This window comes from Arthrobacter sp. LAR12-1-1.1 (assembly GCF_040676555.1).
Classification (GTDB): domain Bacteria; phylum Actinomycetota; class Actinomycetes; order Actinomycetales; family Micrococcaceae; genus Arthrobacter.
In genome coordinates this window covers 25,334-41,590 of sequence record NZ_JBEGIG010000006.1, presented here as the reverse complement: position 1 = coordinate 41,590, position 16,257 = coordinate 25,334, and the positions used below count along the sequence as shown (strand labels likewise).

General features: G+C 68.8%; 10 protein-coding genes. 3 read left to right on the top strand and 7 right to left on the bottom strand.

What is annotated here, in order from left to right; translation table 11 throughout:
• Positions 1-176 precede the first annotated feature (176 nt).
• Positions 177-2,243, bottom strand: a complete 2,067-nt coding sequence (locus MRBLAR12_RS06350; protein ID WP_364744469.1) for an HNH endonuclease — start codon at positions 2,241-2,243, stop codon at positions 177-179.
• Between the two features lie 228 nt (positions 2,244-2,471).
• On the opposite strand from MRBLAR12_RS06350, the gene MRBLAR12_RS06345 reads away from it, so the two are divergent.
• Positions 2,472-2,990 (top strand): DinB family protein, encoded by a 519-nt coding sequence (locus MRBLAR12_RS06345; RefSeq protein WP_364744466.1) that lies wholly within the window; start codon positions 2,472-2,474, stop codon positions 2,988-2,990.
• A 131-nt stretch (positions 2,991-3,121) separates the two neighbouring features.
• Here the strand turns inward: MRBLAR12_RS06345 and MRBLAR12_RS06340 are convergent, their stop codons facing one another.
• The 4 genes from MRBLAR12_RS06340 to MRBLAR12_RS06325 form a co-directional block, all read right to left on the bottom strand.
• On the bottom strand, positions 3,122-4,174 hold the full coding sequence (locus MRBLAR12_RS06340) for a GNAT family N-acetyltransferase (protein ID WP_229993252.1): 1,053 nt from the start codon (positions 4,172-4,174) through the stop codon (positions 3,122-3,124).
• Between the two features lie 21 nt (positions 4,175-4,195).
• The gene (gene cydD / locus MRBLAR12_RS06335) at positions 4,196-7,864 is read right to left on the bottom strand and encodes a thiol reductant ABC exporter subunit CydD (RefSeq protein WP_364744462.1); all 3,669 of its coding nucleotides are present in this window, start codon (positions 7,862-7,864) and stop codon (positions 4,196-4,198) included.
• 7 nt (positions 7,865-7,871) lie between these two features.
• Positions 7,872-8,921, bottom strand: a complete 1,050-nt coding sequence (gene cydB / locus MRBLAR12_RS06330; RefSeq protein ID WP_364744459.1) for a cytochrome d ubiquinol oxidase subunit II — start codon at positions 8,919-8,921, stop codon at positions 7,872-7,874.
• A 62-nt stretch (positions 8,922-8,983) separates the two neighbouring features.
• Entirely contained in the window at positions 8,984-10,579 is a 1,596-nt protein-coding gene (locus MRBLAR12_RS06325) for a cytochrome ubiquinol oxidase subunit I (protein ID WP_229993249.1), read from the bottom strand.
• A 320-nt stretch (positions 10,580-10,899) separates the two neighbouring features.
• Between MRBLAR12_RS06325 and MRBLAR12_RS06320 the strand changes: the two genes are divergently transcribed.
• Both MRBLAR12_RS06320 and MRBLAR12_RS06315 read left to right on the top strand, forming a co-directional pair.
• On the top strand, positions 10,900-11,286 hold the full coding sequence (locus MRBLAR12_RS06320) for a BlaI/MecI/CopY family transcriptional regulator (RefSeq protein ID WP_229993248.1): 387 nt from the start codon (positions 10,900-10,902) through the stop codon (positions 11,284-11,286).
• A 6-nt stretch (positions 11,287-11,292) separates the two neighbouring features.
• The gene (locus MRBLAR12_RS06315; protein ID WP_229993247.1) at positions 11,293-12,282 is read left to right on the top strand and encodes a M56 family metallopeptidase; all 990 of its coding nucleotides are present in this window, start codon (positions 11,293-11,295) and stop codon (positions 12,280-12,282) included.
• Between the two features lie 117 nt (positions 12,283-12,399).
• On the opposite strand, the gene MRBLAR12_RS06310 is transcribed toward MRBLAR12_RS06315, so the two are convergent.
• Together MRBLAR12_RS06310 and MRBLAR12_RS06305 are read right to left on the bottom strand one after the other, a co-directional pair.
• The gene (locus MRBLAR12_RS06310; RefSeq protein ID WP_364744456.1) at positions 12,400-13,926 is read right to left on the bottom strand and encodes a M20/M25/M40 family metallo-hydrolase; all 1,527 of its coding nucleotides are present in this window, start codon (positions 13,924-13,926) and stop codon (positions 12,400-12,402) included.
• A 171-nt stretch (positions 13,927-14,097) separates the two neighbouring features.
• A complete protein-coding gene (locus MRBLAR12_RS06305; protein ID WP_229993245.1) occupies positions 14,098-16,206 on the bottom strand; it encodes a DNA gyrase/topoisomerase IV subunit B in 2,109 nt (702 codons plus the stop codon).
• Positions 16,207-16,257: the final 51 nt, after the last annotated feature.

The window sequence follows — 16,257 nt, the reverse complement described above, 5'->3', positions numbered from 1 at the left end:
AGAAACTGAAGGGCGTTTCCCGCGGCCGCCGGCGGCATGGCCGGGACGCCAGTCCGCGGTGCAGCGGACTGCTGACTGAGGTGCGGCGGTCACTGCACAGGTACCGCCGTCTAGCTGTCGTGGAGCCGTCGCGGAGCCGTACAGGGGTGCCTTTGTCACCTCCGCCCGGGCCGTGGTCATGCGGCCGTCACGAGGTCGTCTGGTCGGAAGTAGTGGTTCCGTCTGGGTTGCTGGCGCGGGTCGAGGTGGGGTGGCGGGATGAACCAGGGAATCCCGGTTTTGAGCCGGATGGTCCAGTGTTCCTTGTGGATCACGTGGTGGTGGTGGGAGCAAAGCAGGACCCCGTTCTCTGTCCCGGTGGTCCCGCCGCGGGACCAGTAGGTGATGTGGTGGGCCTCGCACCAGGGTGCGGGGATGGTGCAGCCGGGAAAGGCGCAGCCCCGGTCCCGGGCCGTGATGGCTTTGCGGATGTGCGGCGGGAAGACCCGGGAGGCGCGGCCGATGTCCAGGACCCGGCCCTCGCCGCCGAGGACGACCGGGATGATGTCCGCGTCGCAGGCGATCTTCCGGATCGTGGAGGCGGTGACGGGCCCGGTGAACAGCAGCACCCCGGTACCCGTCCCGGTGCCCGTCCCGGGCTGTCCGGTGTTTGCTGTGGCGCCGGGGGTGTTCTGCAGCCGGGTGAGCAGGTCCCGGTAGTCGATGGTCGCCATGACCTGGGGCCGGAGCCCGCCGGCGGCGGGCAGCGTTCCGGCGGCGAGGGCGACCTTGCACGCGCCGACCAGTCCGTCGAGCAGCCTCTGGGCCCGGGAGCGGAGGTCCAGGGCCGGCAGCGCGGGGTCCTCATCCGCGGCGGGCTCATCGCCGGGGCCGGGCTGGTGCTCCGGGCTGGTCGCGGCAGCCGAAGCGCCTGCACCGGTCGAAACGTCGGAAGCAGAAGCGCCCGCACCGGACGGGTCGTAGTCGGCACGGGATACGCAGGCCGATGCCCCGGCAGCAGCAGCACTGACCGAAGCCTCACCGGAGGCCGCACCGGCGGCCCAGCCGCCGCCGCCCGAAGCGTCACCGGAGGCCGCGCCGGCAGTCCAGCCGCCGCCGGCAGCAGTGGCGCCGGCGGCCGTGCCTGCGGTCCAGCCGTCACCGGCAGCAGTGGCGCCGGCGGCGGACCTCTCGGCGGTGTCCGTGGCCGGGGAGGTTCCGGTGTTGCCGGTGCGGGGGTTGGTGGCGGTGTTCATGACGGTCAGGAGGTGTTCGAACTGTTCGGTGGTCGCGAAGATCTCGAGGTGGTGCAGGCCGTGGCGCCGGCGGCGGATGAAGGCGCCCTGGAGCTGGCGCAGCAGCTCCTCGGAGGGCTCGGCGCCGTCCTGGTCCAGCGCGTCGGCCCAGCTGCGGGTGACGCGGACGAGGAAGTCGGCGTCGTTCTCGGCGGCCGTGCGGGTCAGGGCGTGTTCCATCCGGGCCGCGGCGTCCGCCTCGCACAGGGGCCGGACCCGCTCGAGCGCGGCGGTGATGACGCTCGCGGCCCGGGACGCGACTTCACCGGCCGCGACCGCGGCCCCGAGCTCCCGGTGCAGGGGCGGCGCCGGCCGGCCGGCGAGTCCCTGCCCGGGCAGCAGAGCCTCGGCGAGGGAGAGCCTCCGCCGGGCCTCCGCGGCGCCGATCCGCAGCCGGGCCCGCAGGAACTCCACGGTGTTCCGGTACCCGTCATCCAGGACCGACGCCGGCACGGCTGACCCGTCAGCCACGTCAGCCGTCGCAGAGGCAGGAGGCGCCGCCGCGGCCGCCGATCCGGATACGGCAGCCGTCACGGACGCCGCCACGGACGCGCCGCCTGCGGACGCGCCTGCCGCGGCGGTGCCGGCAGGCTCCGCGGCTCCGGATCCGCCGGTCTCCCAGCCGGCCGGGCTCTCCCGCCAGCCCGTGGTCCACGAGGTGACAGCCCCCGCGGCCCCGGCATCGGCCGCGGACTGCTTCCGGGTCCGGTCCACAGCCGAAGCCGCCACCAGCTGCAGAAACTCCACCGTGCGCGAGAACTCCTCCACCCGTCCGGCGAAGTCCGACGCGGCCCGGAATCCCCACGACCCCGCGTCCTCCACCACCGTCCCACTCAACGCCTGCAACGCGGCCAGCGCCCCGTCCAAGCCGTCAATCCCGTCCACACTGGGTTGCTGGACCGGGGCTGGGCCCCGGTCCGTGCCCTGCCCCTCTTCCTGGCAAGCAATGAAATCCCTGACGGCTTCCATAACCAGAGTCTGCCAAAGGGGTGTGACATTTTTAGGCAGGACCCCGAGTGTGCACTCTGGCAACAAAGGCGACATCGCCATGGCCGGTTTGTCGTCAGGAAGATCCTCCGCGACAACTCTGCAGTGAACGCGGCGGCCAGGTGGGCATGACCTTGCGGGTCGCGGCCCCCACCGGCTGTTGCACCGAGTCGGCATGCCCGGCGGAACAAATGCACCTACACTGCTGGAATGCCTATCATTCCCGATTCCAAGGACTGGACCTGGGTCCTGTCACGGCCCTGCCCCGAGTGCGGTTTCGATGCCTCCGCTGCGACCCCTGCCACGGCCCCGGGGATGGTCAGCAGCATGCTCCCACGCTGGCGGGCGGCCCTTCGACGGCCGGACGCGGCGGAACGCCCCAATGAGGCCACGTGGTCCGTCCTCGAGTACGGATGCCACGTCCGGGACGTCTTCGCGCTTTTCGATCACCGTCTGTCCCTCATGCTGACCGAGGACGATGCCCGGTTCGATGACTGGGACCAGGACAAAACGGCAATCGAGAAGGACTACGCCAACGCCGACCCAGCTGAAGTCGGTGTTGAATTGACCGCCGAGGGCGAGCAGATTGCTGCGTCCTTCGCGCGGGTCCCGGAGGAGGTTTGGGGGCGCAAAGGGACCCGGAGCAACGGCTCGGTGTTCAGTGTCCTGACTTTCGCGCAGTACTTCCTGCACGACGTCGTCCATCACCTCCACGATGTGGATGGCTAGCGTGTGGACGGCTAGCGCGAAACACGGCCAGCACGCCGGCGGCTGGCACCCAGACGGCTGGCACCCAGACGGCCGGCACCCACACGGCAAGTCTGCGGTCCCCTAGATAAAGCTGTCCCCTAGAGCATTCCCTAAGGCGCCGACCGCTGGAGATCCTTGTCCCAAGCCATGCTTCGGTTGACCGCCACATAGCCCATCTTGACGTAGAGCGCGAGGGCTCCGGTGGGGTTCTCCGAATCGACGTCCAGCGAAGCCACGTCCATCCCCGCGGCGGCGAAGCGGCGCATGGCATCGGCCAGGAGCACCTGCGCGATGCCCCGGCCCCGGAATTCCCGCCGGACTCCGAGGAGCTCGGTGTATCCCTCGCGGAACCCCCGGGTCAGGGCGGCCTCGGCGTCGTGGGTGGCCAGCTGGTAGCCGGCCACAATCCCGGTGGAACGGTCCAGTACGACGCCGCTCAAGTCCGGCCGGGCCTGCGGATCGTTCACCACAAAGCCCCAGGCCTCCTCGTCGCGGGGCTCGCTGCCCCAGTGGTCCCGAAATGCCGCGTTGTGCGCCAGCCGCACCGGCTCATGCAGCGCCGGTCCAAACGTCACGAGCTCCAGTGCCGGGTCCAGGATGGCCTCAGGCACAGTCTGGGTCAGCGGCCGGTGCATCTCGTTGTAATAGCGGACAATGCCGTAGCCGGAACCGGCGAACAAGGCGGCCTGGTGTTGGTGCTGCTGCTCCATGTAGAGCCGCAGCCTCGGGCGCGGGACCGCGCTCCGTGCGTCCCCGTCCTCGTCGGCAGTCCCCGCCGCGCGCGCGTCCTCGGCGAAGCGGTCCCTGGTCCGCTGTTCCATCCAGCCCAGCAGTCCGGTGCCGATCCCGCTCCCCTGCCACTCAGGGTCAACGCAGCCGGAGCCGTTCGCCTTGTCACCGTCGCGGTTCTTGGTGATCCGGCCATATGCCCGGGCAACACCGTCCGGATCGAAGCCGAGGAGGGTGTTTGCCGCCACCGGGTTGTTCTTCGACTCCAGGATCTGTTCCAGATCCGCCCGGCGTTCAAACCAGACGGGCTGCTCGACGGCGGCGGTCCGGGCGATCAGCCTGGCCCACGAGTCGAGGTCGCCGTGCTCCGCCGCCCGCCAGGACAGCCGGGGATCGAGTGCGGGCCGGGGCAGGAGCTCGCCGTTTTGGTTCATGGCAACAGGCTAATCGGCCGGCTACCCCCGCGCCAGCACAGCCGCCGGCGCCGGACCGTCGCCCGCGGCGGCCGCGGCAGCCGCGGCGTCGAGGTCGAGTCTGGTGTCAGCGGGGTCGATATCGTTCGGGTTGTGGGTGACAAGGACAACGGTCCGGTCGCGCAGCCCGTTCCGCAATTCGGCGAGCATGAGCCTGCCTGATTCCGCATCGAGGTGTGCGGTCGGTTCATCGAGCAAGATGATATCGGCCCCGGTCATGAGCGTGCGCGCAACGGCCAGACGGGTACGCTCCCCGCCGCTGAGGAACGCCCCGCCCGGGCCGATCCGGGTGTCCAGTCCGTCCTCAAGCCGGGCCAGCACCGGACCAAGTCCGACGGCGTCGAGGGCAGCGCGCATCTGCTCGTCGCCTCCGGCGGCCGCGGACGTTCCGCCCGCCGCGGCATCCCCGGCTCGCGCGGCATCCCCGGCCGCACCCGTGGCGCTGTCCGTGCCGGCGCGAGCGGGCTCAGGCCGCGCGAGTTGAAGGTTGCCCCGGATGGTCGAGTCGAAAAGGTGCGCCTCCTGCGGGCACCAGGCGGCGCGCCCGCTCAGGTACAGGTGGCCGCCGGCCGCCGGCAGGAAACCCAGGATCGCTGCCAGCAGGGTCGATTTGCCGGAGCCGGAGGCGCCGGTGACGGCCAGCCAGCGCCCTGGGCCGGCCTCGGCAGTGAGTCCGGTAAAGACGTTGCCGCTGCCAGGCCACGCGGCTGCGAGGTCCACAAGTTCGATCCCGGGCCCGCCGCCGGGTCGCGAAGGCACGTGCACCAGGCCGCCCGTTGCGGCGTCGTCGCCCTCCGGTTCACCATTGGCCCCCGGCTCCAGGACACCTGCCTCGCTGATCCGCCGCATTACGGCGCGCAGCGCCGGGTATTGCCGCACGGCCGTGGTGATGGCCGCGTAGGGGTCCACCAGGGCAAGCTGCACCAGGACCACGACGGCGACCGTCTCCGCTTCGACCGCGCCGCTCAGAGCGAGCGGGGCGGCCAGCACGGCACTGGCCAGGGCGGCTCCGGCGCAGGCCAGGACGGTCAGGGCCTGGCCGAGCCCTTCCGCCCACGCCGACCGCTGTGAAGCAGCCGTCGCGGCCCGGTCCGCCCGGCCTATCGCACCAAGCACGGGGGCGCTCACGCCGTTCGCATTCAGTTCTGCGCGGGCGTCCAGGGCGGCTGCCACGTGACGGAGCACGCCGGAGCGGAGTTTTTGTTCGGTGCCGGCAGACATGCGGTCGGCGGCCAACGCCAGTGCCGGGGCAACGACGATGCTCAGCAGCGCTGCCACAACCACGGCGGGCAGCGCCGCGGGAAGCAGCAACCCGATCCCGCACACTGCGGCCACGGCAACAGCCATGGCAGTCACGGGCGGCAGCACGACGCGCGGCAGGAGCTCGCGGACAGTGTCGACGTCGTCCACCACCGTGCCCAGGACGTTGCCACCCTGCAGCAACCGGCGCAGGGACAGTGCCCGCCGGCTCAGCGACTCCCACAGCCGGCCCCGGAGCCGGGTCAGGGCGGCGAACACGGCGTCATGCAGCAGCAGCCGTTCGGCGTACCGCAGGCCCGCCCGGCCGACGCCGAAGAACCGCACGCCGACGATCGCGGTGAGCAGGTACAGGATGGGGGGCTGCTCGCTGGCGCGGATGATGAGCCAGCCGGAGAGCCCGGCGAGGGCGACCGCGAACAAGGCCGCCAGAGTGCCTACGGCTCCGGCGGCGGCAAACCGGCCCGTTACCGGGGCCAGCAGGCGACGCAACTGGGAGGTGACTGAGCCGGCCGGGCCGACCGAGCCGAATGAGCCGGCAGAGCCGACGGCCACGGCAGGCGCGGCGCCAGCTTCAGGGCCGCCAGGCGTTGCGCTCGGCGTTGCGCCCCGGCTCGGACTCGGCGTCGCGGCAGCCGCGGCGGAAGGCGGCCGGATGGCCGCGGCCTGGACGTCAGCGGCCTGGACGTCCGCATCGATTGATGCCGGCAAAGGCGTGGCGATGGACGGATATTCGACTCCGTGGCGCCCGGAGCCGTGCGGAGCCACCGCGACGAGCATGTCGGCAAGCTCCCGGGTCTGCCGGTCGTGCGCGACGAGCAGCACAGTGACCTGTCCCCGGAGCCCGGCGAGGGTCCGATTGACCTTTGTGGCCGATTCCCGGTCCAGATGGGCGGTGGGTTCATCCAGGAGCAGTACGCTGGCGCCGGCCTCGATCCGTGCCAGCCCGCGGGCCAGCGCCACCCGCCGCAGCTCCCCCGGGCTCAGCTCGGCCGGGTGCTTGGCGGCCAGGTGTTCCGCGCCCACGGCCGCGAGGCACCGCTGCGCTGCCGCATCGTTTTCCGCGCTGGCCGAACCGCCGGTGGCAGCGCTGGCCGCGGCGGCGTCGGGTCCGTTGGCGGGAACACCGAGATACAGGCGGATCTCGTCCAGCACCGTGGAGGCCACCATGACGGGGTGCTGGGGCACCCAGGCGAGATCCGCCGTCGTGAATCCTCCGAGGCGTCCCGATACGACGGTCCCCGAGCCCGTCCCGACGGTCCCCGCGAGGACTCCGAGCACGGTGCTCTTGCCCGCACCGCTGGCCCCGTCGAGTGCCGTAATCCGGCCGGCAGGGGCGGTGAAGCTCAGCGGACCGACGGCGGCATCCCTGCGGCCGCCGAACCGAACGCTCAGCCCGTCCACGGTGATGGAGGGCGGTCCAGCGGCAAATCCGGCGTCGGGCGCCGGAACCAGTGGCGCGGTTTCCGGCACTGAAAGGACCGCAGTGGTTTCGGCGAGCGCTGCCCGGCCTTCGTCGCTGGCGTGGTGTGCGGTGCCAAGCTCCCGGAGCGGCAGGTAGCAGTCGGGGGCCAGGATGAGGGCAAGCAGCCCTGCCTCCAGCGCCATGTCGCCGTGAACCAGGCGGACGCCGATGAACACAGCGACCACCGCCACGGAAATGGTTGATATGAGCTCAAGGGCCAGGGCGGAAAGAAAGGCCGTGCGCAAAGTCCCCATGGTCCGGGAGCGGTATTCCTCGGACATGTCCTCCAGTGCCTGGCGCTGGGCGGCGGCCCGGCCCAGGCCCACCAGGACGGGCAGGCCTTTGGCGAGTTCGAGCATGTGGCCGGAGAGCCGCGCCAGTGCGGACTGGGCTTCCCTGACGCGTTCCTCTGTGTACCGCCCGATCAGCACCATGAACAGCGGCACCAGCGGCACCGTCAGCACGATCACCACGGCGCTGATCCAGTCGGCGAACAGGATGCGGGCCCCCAGCAGCAGCGGGATGGCCGCGCAGTTGACCAACGCGGGCAGGAACTGGGTGTAGTAGTTATCCAGGGCATCCAGCCCACGGGTGGCCAGCACGGCGAGGCCGCCGTCGGCGGGCCCGGACGCCCGCGTTCCGTTCCTGAGCGCCTGCTCCAGCAGCTGAGAGCGCAGCTCCTCCTTTACCCCGAGTGCCGCCCGGCGCGAGGCCACCGACTGCGCCCACACGGTCAGTGAGCGCAGCACGGCTCCGGCGGCCCCCAGAACCAGCTGGTCGGCCCAGGCGGGGTCATGCGCCGCGAGCCCGGCGAGCATCGATGCCACGGCCTGGGCCATCAGCACAAGGGACAGCGCCTTCAGGGCGGCCAGCAGTCCCAGCAGGTAGAGGGCGGAACGGGTCGCAGGGCCGGCGGGGAACGGTCTCATCAGCGAGTTAGTCCTTCGGTGCCAGGGCTTTGGCGGCGATCGCGGGAAGGAAGCTGTGGGCCTCGGGGATGTGCGCCGCGCTGACCCGGCGCCGGAACACCCAGTACGTCCAGGCCTGGTACGCCAGGACCAGCGGCAGCCCGATGCAGGCCACAATGCTCATCAGGCCCAGGGTGTAGTCCGAGGACGAGGCGTTGGAGACTGTCAGGTTGAACGCGGGATCCAGGGTGGACGGGAGCACCACGGGGAAGGCGGCACCGAAGATGGATGCGCTGCCAAGCAGGAGGAATGCCCCCAGCGACAAGAAGGCACGGCCTTCGGCATCCTTCCGGGCAAAATTCCACGCCAGGACTGCCGCGACCACGGCGGCGACGACGGCAGCGATGGTCCAGGCCTCGCCGCTGAGAAGTTGGAGGCTCACGGCCCAGCCGGCGATAGGCAGCAGCAGCACGGGCAGCAACCGGACGAACCATGCCCGCGCCCGGTGGCGGACCTCGCCGTCGGTCTTCAGCGCCAGGAACCCGAGCCCGTGCAGGAGGGAGAACCCGACGACGGCGAACCCGCCGAGCACGGCGTAGCCGCTGAACCAGGCGAACGGGCCGCCCTCGCGGTCACCGTTGGCATCCAGCGGCAGTCCCGTGGTGGTCAGGGCCAGTGCGGCGCCGACGCCGAAGGCAGCGACGAACGATCCTGCCGCGATGGCCCAGTCCCAGCGGGCGCGCCACCGGGGGTTGTCCACTTTGCCGCGGTATTCGAAAGCGACTGCACGGAAGATGAGCGCCACGAGGACCAGCAGCAGCGGCAGGTACAGTGCGGAGAACAGCGAGGCGTACCACAGCGGGAAGGCCGCGAAGGTGGCACCGCCGGCGGTCAGGAGCCAGACCTCGTTGCCGTCCCAGACCGGGCCGATCGTGTTGATCAGGACGCGACGCTCCGTGTTGTTCCGGGCGAATACCTTCATCAGCATCCCGACGCCAAGGTCGAAGCCCTCGAGAAAGAGATAGCCCGTCCACAGCACCGCGATGGCGACGAACCAGATGGTGGGTAGCAGTTCCATGCTGAGAATCCTCTGCGCTTTTTGTGTGGGGTTGCTGGGTAGGTGGGTTGCTGGGCGGGCGCCTAGTAGGCGAAAGCCAGGACGTCGTCGTCGGGCTTGCCTGGACCGCCCCGGGGGGTGCCGTCCTCGTTTTCGTCAACGGGGGCATGTGCGAGTTCCGGCATGGCCGAGGCCACGCCGCCGCGGATGTACTTGACCAGGAGCTTGACCTCCACCACCAGTAGCACTGCATAAATGCTGGTCAGCACCACGAGGGAGGTCAGGATCTCGCCGGCCGAGACTCCCGGTGAGACGGCCGCGGCGGTGAACATGAAGACCTGATCGATTCCGCTGGGGTCCGGGTTCGGGGCGACGACGAACGGCTGGCGGCCCATCTCGGTGAAGATCCAGCCCGCGGCGTTGGCACCGAAGGGTGCGAGGATGCCGAACACCGCCAGGCGCATGAGTCCGCGGGAGGCCGGCACGGTTCCCTTGCGCGTGGCCCACAGGGCCACCAGGGCGGCGAGGGCGGCCACGCCACCGAAGCCGATCATCATCCGGAAGCCCCAGTAGGTGACCTCCATGACGGGCACGTACTGGATTTGCTGGCCGGCGCGGTCCCCGTAGATGGGGTTGTCCGGCAAAGTGGTGCCGTACTTGGCCTGGTACTCATCCAGGAGGCTGTTGACGCCCTTGACCTCCGTGGTGAAGTCGCCCTTGGCCAGGAAGGACAGGATGCCGGGGACCTCGATCACGGCCACGATGTCGTCGCAGTTCTTGGCGCCGACGTTGCCGACGCTGAGGACCGAGAAGCCGGTGCCGTCGTGGCAGGCTGCCTCGGCGGCGGCCATCTTCATGGGCTGCTGCTCGAACATGAGCTTGCCCTGGAGGTCCCCGGTGACGGCGGTGCCAGCGAAGGAAATCATGGCGACGACGGCGCCGATCCGCAGCGAGCGGATCCAGACGGTGTGGTCTGCGCGGTCCCGACCGAGGATGCCGGCGGCCTCGCCGGGAATCACCTTGCCATCGGCCCCGATCGTGTCGATGCCGTCGTGGCGGCGGCGCCACAGGTGGTACCAGGCGATCCCGAGGAGGAAGCCTCCGGCGACGGCGAGGGCGCCGAACAGGGTGTGCGGCACGGCCACGAGGGCGGTGTTGTTGGTGAAGACGGCCCACGCGTCGGTCATGACGGGCCGGCCGTTGACCATTTCGACGCCGACGGGGTGCTGCATCCAGCTGTTGGCCACGATGATGAAGTAGGCCGAGAACACGGAGCCAATCACGGCAACCCAGAGGCAGGCCAGGTGGACGCCGGGTTTGAGTTGTTTCCAGCCGAAGATCCACAGGCCCAGGAACGTTGACTCGACGAAGAAGGCCAGGAGCGCTTCCATGGCCAGCGGGGCGCCGAACACGTCACCGACAAAGCGGCTGTACTCGCTCCAGGCCATGCCGAACTGGAATTCCTGCACGATTCCGGTGGCGACGCCCATGATGAAGTTGATCAGGAAGAGCTTGCCCCAGAACTTCGTCATGCGCAGATATTCCGGCTTGCCGGTGCGGTACCAGAGCGTCTGGATCACAGCCACCACCAGCCCGAGGCCGATCGTGAGCGGCACCATCATGAAGTGGTAGACCGTGGTGATTCCGAATTGCCAGCGTGCGATTTCCAAGGCGTCCAAGGCAGTCCCTACTTTTGGCTAGGTCCGAGCAACTTCTACGCGGCGTAGAAGTAAGTCTTCTACAGAGTGTAGAACACAACGGCGCTTCCCCGTAACTCAGACTCCCACGGCGCGTCACGGCCTGCAATGGTCGGACTGGCGCCGTCCCGGCGCTCCAGACCGGCCGTCCGACACGCCGAACGGCCGTGTTCTACTTCATGTAGAAAGAATGCGCAAAACACGCTAAATTTGTAACTGAAGTATTCACATATAGCGCACCGGCAGGCACCAGCATTTTCCCAGCACGACGCCGGTGCTGCAGTCATAGAAGGATGTACGCAATGGCAAGTCTCGGTGAACTGGAACGGGCAGTGATGGACCTGCTCTGGGCAGGCCAAGAAGCTGCGACGGCCAACACGTTGCGGGACCTCCTCGCGCAGAGCACTCACCCCCAGGACGGCACGGCCGGACACGTGGGCAAGGACCTCGCGGTCACCACGGTGCTGACCGTGCTCTCCCGCCTCGAGCGCAAGGGCCTTGTTGAACGCGAACGCGGCACCCGCCCGCACCGCTACCAGGCTGTCTCGAGCCGCGCGGACCACACCGCGGAGCTCATGCACGAGGTCCTCGGCTCGGCCCCGGACCGCGAGGCCGTCCTTGCCCGGTTCATTGGTTCCGTCACGGACAACGAAGCAGAAACCCTGCGCAAGCTATTGGGCCGCAACTAGCGCCCGATGTTCTGGACCTCATATTTTCTGGCGGTCCTGGCGATAGCATTGGCGTGGCCGGTGCCTATCCTCCTCTCCCGTGCCCAGTGGCCGGCCCGCTCTCCTTTCACGGCGATGCTGCTGTGGCAGGCGATCGCCCTGGCCGGTGGCCTGTCCATGATCGGCGCCATGCTGGTCTACGGGCTCGAGCCGATCGGGGATAGCCTGCTCTCCGGCCTGCGGGCCCTGGCGGGGATGGTCTTCAACAATGCCCCCACTACCGATCTGGGCTTCTGGCACATTTTTGCGCTCTCGGCCGCGGCCCTACTGACGGCGCACCTTGTTTTCACCCTGCTGCTGACCTACTACAAGATCCAGCGACAGCGCCGGCGCCACCGCGAACTGCTGGACCTTCTGGCCTCACCGTCCTCTGACGGCCCGGGGACCATGGTCCTGAACGTGGACTCCCCCGTGGCGTACTGCCTGCCCGGCGGCGCACGGTCCGTGACTGTTCTCTCCGACGGGCTCATGGCCGCCCTGGAGCCCGATGAGCTGCGTGCCGTGCTGATTCACGAGAACGCGCACCTGAGCCAGCGCCACCACCTCCTGCTGTGGGCCTTCGCCGCGTGGCGCCAGGCCCTGCCTTGGCTCCCCACCACCCGGCTGGCGCAGGAATCGGTCAACTCCCTGATCGAAATGCTGGCCGACGACGTCGCGCTCAAGACAGAGAGCAAGGCGACCCTCATCAAGGCGATTGCCATTGTGGCCAGCGGTTCACCGGCCACCCCCGCGGCACGTTTGGCGTTCGGCGAGCCCGGCCTGTCCGACGTCGACTCCAGCCAGCCCGGCGCCACTGGAGGCACTGGCTCGGCCGGTACGACGGCGTCCCGGGTCAGCCGCCTGCTCTCGCCCCGGCCGCCGCTGTCGGAACCGCTGCGCGCCGTCGTCCTGGCCTGCTGTGTGCTGCTGCTGGCCGTGCCGACGGCCCTGTTGCTGGTCCCAGGCCTGCTCGGCTAGGGCCGGCCCCAGCCAATCTGATCATCGCGCTCAAACGCCGGACCGCCCCGCCAGAAGAACGGCGAAGCGGCACGGCTTAGCGGCCGGCGAAGCGGCCCGGCTTGGGGGCCTGCGCTGTTATTTCAGCAGCTTGCTGGCCTTGAACTGGAGGTCGACGTTCCCGGAGCCGTTGCCCTTGGCGGATCCATTGACCGCCGAGGTGGTCATGGCGAAGGTCAGTGTGGAGTGGGCGATCGCGTCGGCCATTTGCTCCAGCACAGTGGTGTTGACGTTGCCGATCGTGTCGCAGGCCTGGTGGTAGCAGGAGTCATGCGCAACATTCGCTGTCCCGCCGAACACCGCCGCCTCCTCCACGGTCTTGATGCCTTCCGCGCCCGTGAACAGGCCGCCCGCAGGAATCCCGTTGTTGATGAACCCGGAGTAGTCCGAGCGCCCGTCAAACTCCGTCGGCGCGGTGGGCAGGTTCTGGGACTTGAAGTAGTCCACGAAGACCTTCTCGACGAGCCCGGAGCCGTTGGGGCCCTTCGTGCCGAAGGAGGAACCGTCGCCGTCGTAGACGTACCGGACAAAGTTCGGCGAGCCGACCATATCGAAGTTGAGGTTGACCGCGTGAGTCTTTATCTGGCTCGCCGTCAGCTGGGAAGCGTAGTAGTCCGAGCCGATGAGTCCGGGCTCCTCTCCTCCCCAGAAGGCGAAGCGGACCCTGTTGACGGGGGTCTGGCCGGACGCCTTCAACTGGATCGCCGTCTCCAGGATGGAGGCGGTCCCGGTGCCGTTGTCGTTGATGCCGGGCCCCTCAGGCACGGAATCGAGATGCGCCCCCACCAGGACGGTGCGGTCCGCACGTCCGCCGGTGTCGGCCAGGATGTTGAAGGACGTCAGTGCGGTGACGGTGGCGTTCACGGAGAGGTGCATGCTGACGCCTGTCAGCCCGGCGAGTTCGGCGCCGGTCGCGAAACTGGTGCTGACCACAGGGAGACTGGCCTGAGGCGCGTCCAGCGTGCCGCCGAACAAGGCAAAGCGCTCGTCCCCCGGGTCGTCATTGCCCTGGTTGAAGATGATGACGCCGGCTGCTCCGGCCGCGGCGGCGTTGTCCGCTTTGATCCGGAAGGTGCACGTGCCGCGCTGGATCAGGGCGATGCTGCCCGGCGTGAACGCGCCGAAGTCAGCTGCCTCGCAGCCGCTGGTGGAGGCCCGGTCACCGGCCAGGTTGATGTCGACGGCGGCCAGCGGGGCAGTGACGTCGCCGGAACCGGAGTAGACCATATCGAGGAAGCCGTCCGGGGCGTCATAGGTGTAGCTTCTTGGGGATGGCGATAGCCGCTCCATGGAGGCCGAGACCGTGTCATAGCGGTCGTAGGGGAAAGTTTGGCGGACCGGGGTGTAGCCGGCGGCCCGCAACTTCCGCTCGATGTACCGGGCGGAGGCTTCATAGCCGGGAGTGCTGGCAGCGCGGGTGCCGCCGTTGGCGTCCGCGACCGCCTGGAGCGATGCGAGATGCTTCATGATGTTCTTCGCCGACACGGCGGCACGCAGGGATGCCGTGTTTGTTCCGTTGTCAGCGAGTGCGGGCGGCGCAAGGCTGGCCGCCAATCCGATCGAGGCGGCGATGGCCGCGCGGCGGATATTCCGGCGTTGCTTCATAGGGGTCTCCTGGATTCGGCTGCGGAATCCGAATCCGGGCGTCCTTTGCCCGCATCGGTGAGATGAAGCTATCGGAAGCACCTTGGGCAAAGGTTGGGCGAACCAGGTGCCGGCGGGGCAGCCGCGACGGGAGGGATCTCCATCGCACGGCCCTTACCCGCCGGCGGGACATCAGGCGTCGATGCGCTCCCGGTCCAGGTTTGCGGCGCCTGCAATGATGAAGTCCTTCCGGGGCGCCACGTCCGAGCCCATAAGGAGGTCGAACGTCTCTTCGGCCTGCTTGGCGTTCTCGATCCCGACCTTGCGGAGAGTCCGGTGACGGGGGTCCATGGTGGTTTCGGCCAGCTGCTCGGCGTCCATCTCACCCAGACCCTTGTAGCGCTGGATCGGCTCCTTGTAGCGCTTGCCCTCTTTGGCGAGCCGCGCCAGCAGGACATGGAGCTCGGCCTCGGAGTAGGTGTAGATCATCTCGTTGGCCTTCTGACCGGCGTTGACCACCTCCACCCGGTGCAGCGGCGGGACGGCCGCGAAGACGCGGCCCTCGTCGATCATCGGGCGCATGTAGCGGAAGAAGAGCGTCAGGAGCAGGGTCCGGATGTGGGCGCCGTCGACGTCGGCGTCGGTCATCAGGATCACCTTGCCGTACCGGGCGGCGCTGATGTCGAACGTCCGGCCCGAGCCGGCTCCCACCACCTGGATCAGGGCCGCGCACTCTGCATTGGAGAGCATGTCCCCCACAGAGGCCTTCTGGACGTTGAGGATTTTGCCGCGGATCGGCAGGAGCGCCTGGAAGTCGGAGGACCTCGCCAGCTTGGCGGTGCCGAGTGCGGAGTCACCTTCGACGATGAACAGTTCGGAGCGTCCGACGTCGTCCGTGCGGCAGTCGGCGAGCTTGGTGGGCATGGATGAGGTTTCCAGTGCATTCTTCCGGCGCTGGGTTTCCTTGTGGACCCGCGCGGAGATGCGGGACTTCATCTCGCTGACGATCTTTTCCAGCAGCAGCGCGGACTGGGCCTTGTCGTTGCGGTTCGCGGACGTCAGCTTGGCGCTGATCTCCTGTTCCACCACCTTGGCCACGATGGCCCGCACAGCCGACGTGCCCAGGATTTCCTTGGTCTGGCCCTCGAACTGCGGTTCGGCCAGCCGGACGGTCAGGACTGCGGTCAGGCCGGCGAAGATGTCGTCTTTTTCGATCTTGTCGTTGCCGGCCTTGAGCTTGCGGGCATTGGTCTCCACGGCCTTGCGGAACGTCTTGAGCAGGGCCTGCTCGAAGCCGGACTGGTGGGTACCGCCCTTCGGCGTGGAAATGATGTTGACGAAGGTGCGGACCGTGCTGTCGTAGCCGATGCCCCAGCGCAGCGCGACGTCGACCTCGCAGTCGCGTTCGACCTCCGCGAGCTGGCTGTGGCCCTTTTCGTCGAGGACGGGGACGGTTTCCTTGAATTTCCCGGCACCATGGAGGCGCCAGATGTCCGTGACGGCCGGGTCGGCGGCGAGGAAGTCGACAAACTCGGAGATGCCGCCGTCGTGGTGGAAGACCTCCTCGTGCGGGCCCGATTCGCCGGGCGTGCCGGCAACCCGGCGTTCATCCCGGACCGTGAGCTTCAGTCCGGGGACCAGGAACGAGGTCTGGCGGGCACGTGCGGCGAGGTCATCGTAGGAGAATTTGGCGTCGGGCGTGAAGATCTGGCGGTCCGCCCAGTAGCGGATCCGGGTTCCGGTCACCCCGCGCTTGGCCTTCCCCACGACATCCAGCACGGAGCCGTCAATGAAGGGTTCGAAGAGGGTCGCGGGGTCCGGCTTCGTCCCCGGATCCTTGAACCGGCCAGGCTCCCCGCGGCGGAAGGACATCTTGTACGTCTTGCCGCCGCGGTCCACTTCGACGTCGAGGCGGGCCGAGAGCGCGTTGACCACGGAAGCGCCAACGCCGTGCAGACCGCCGGAAGCGGTGTAGGAGCCGCCGCCAAACTTTCCGCCGGCGTGCAGTTTGGTGAATACCACCTCGACGCCGGTCAGCCCGGTTTTCGGTTCGACGTCCACCGGAACGCCACGGCCGTCGTCGTGGATCTCCACCGAGTTATCCGCATGGAGGATGATCTTGATGTCGTGGCCGAAGCCGGCCAGGGCCTCGTCGACGGAGTTGTCGATGATTTCCCAGAGGCAGTGCATGAGTCCGCGGGAGTCCGTGGAGCCGATGTACATGCCCGGGCGCTTACGGACGGCCTCGAGGCCCTCCAGCACGGAGAGGTGCCGGGCGGTGTAATCAGAACTGGGTGCCACGGGTCGTGAACTCCTTACAGGATCGGGACCGCCCCTGCAGCGTGCAAAGGT

Bases quoted from the DNA above. Each gene is read 5' to 3' on its own strand.
- MRBLAR12_RS06310 (WP_364744456.1), bottom strand. From the start codon at position 13,926: ATGAAGCAACGCCGGAATATCCGCCGCGCGGCCATCGCCGCCTCGATC.
- cydD (WP_364744462.1), bottom strand. From the start codon at position 7,864: ATGAGACCGTTCCCCGCCGGCCCTGCGACCCGTTCCGCCCTCTACCTG.
- MRBLAR12_RS06345 (WP_364744466.1), top strand. From the start codon at position 2,472: ATGCCTATCATTCCCGATTCCAAGGACTGGACCTGGGTCCTGTCACGG.
- MRBLAR12_RS06320 (WP_229993248.1), top strand. From the start codon at position 10,900: ATGGCAAGTCTCGGTGAACTGGAACGGGCAGTGATGGACCTGCTCTGG.
- MRBLAR12_RS06350 (WP_364744469.1), bottom strand. From the start codon at position 2,243: ATGGAAGCCGTCAGGGATTTCATTGCTTGCCAGGAAGAGGGGCAGGGC.
- MRBLAR12_RS06315 (WP_229993247.1), top strand. From the start codon at position 11,293: ATGTTCTGGACCTCATATTTTCTGGCGGTCCTGGCGATAGCATTGGCG.
- cydB (WP_364744459.1), bottom strand. From the start codon at position 8,921: ATGGAACTGCTACCCACCATCTGGTTCGTCGCCATCGCGGTGCTGTGG.
- MRBLAR12_RS06340 (WP_229993252.1), bottom strand. From the start codon at position 4,174: ATGAACCAAAACGGCGAGCTCCTGCCCCGGCCCGCACTCGATCCCCGG.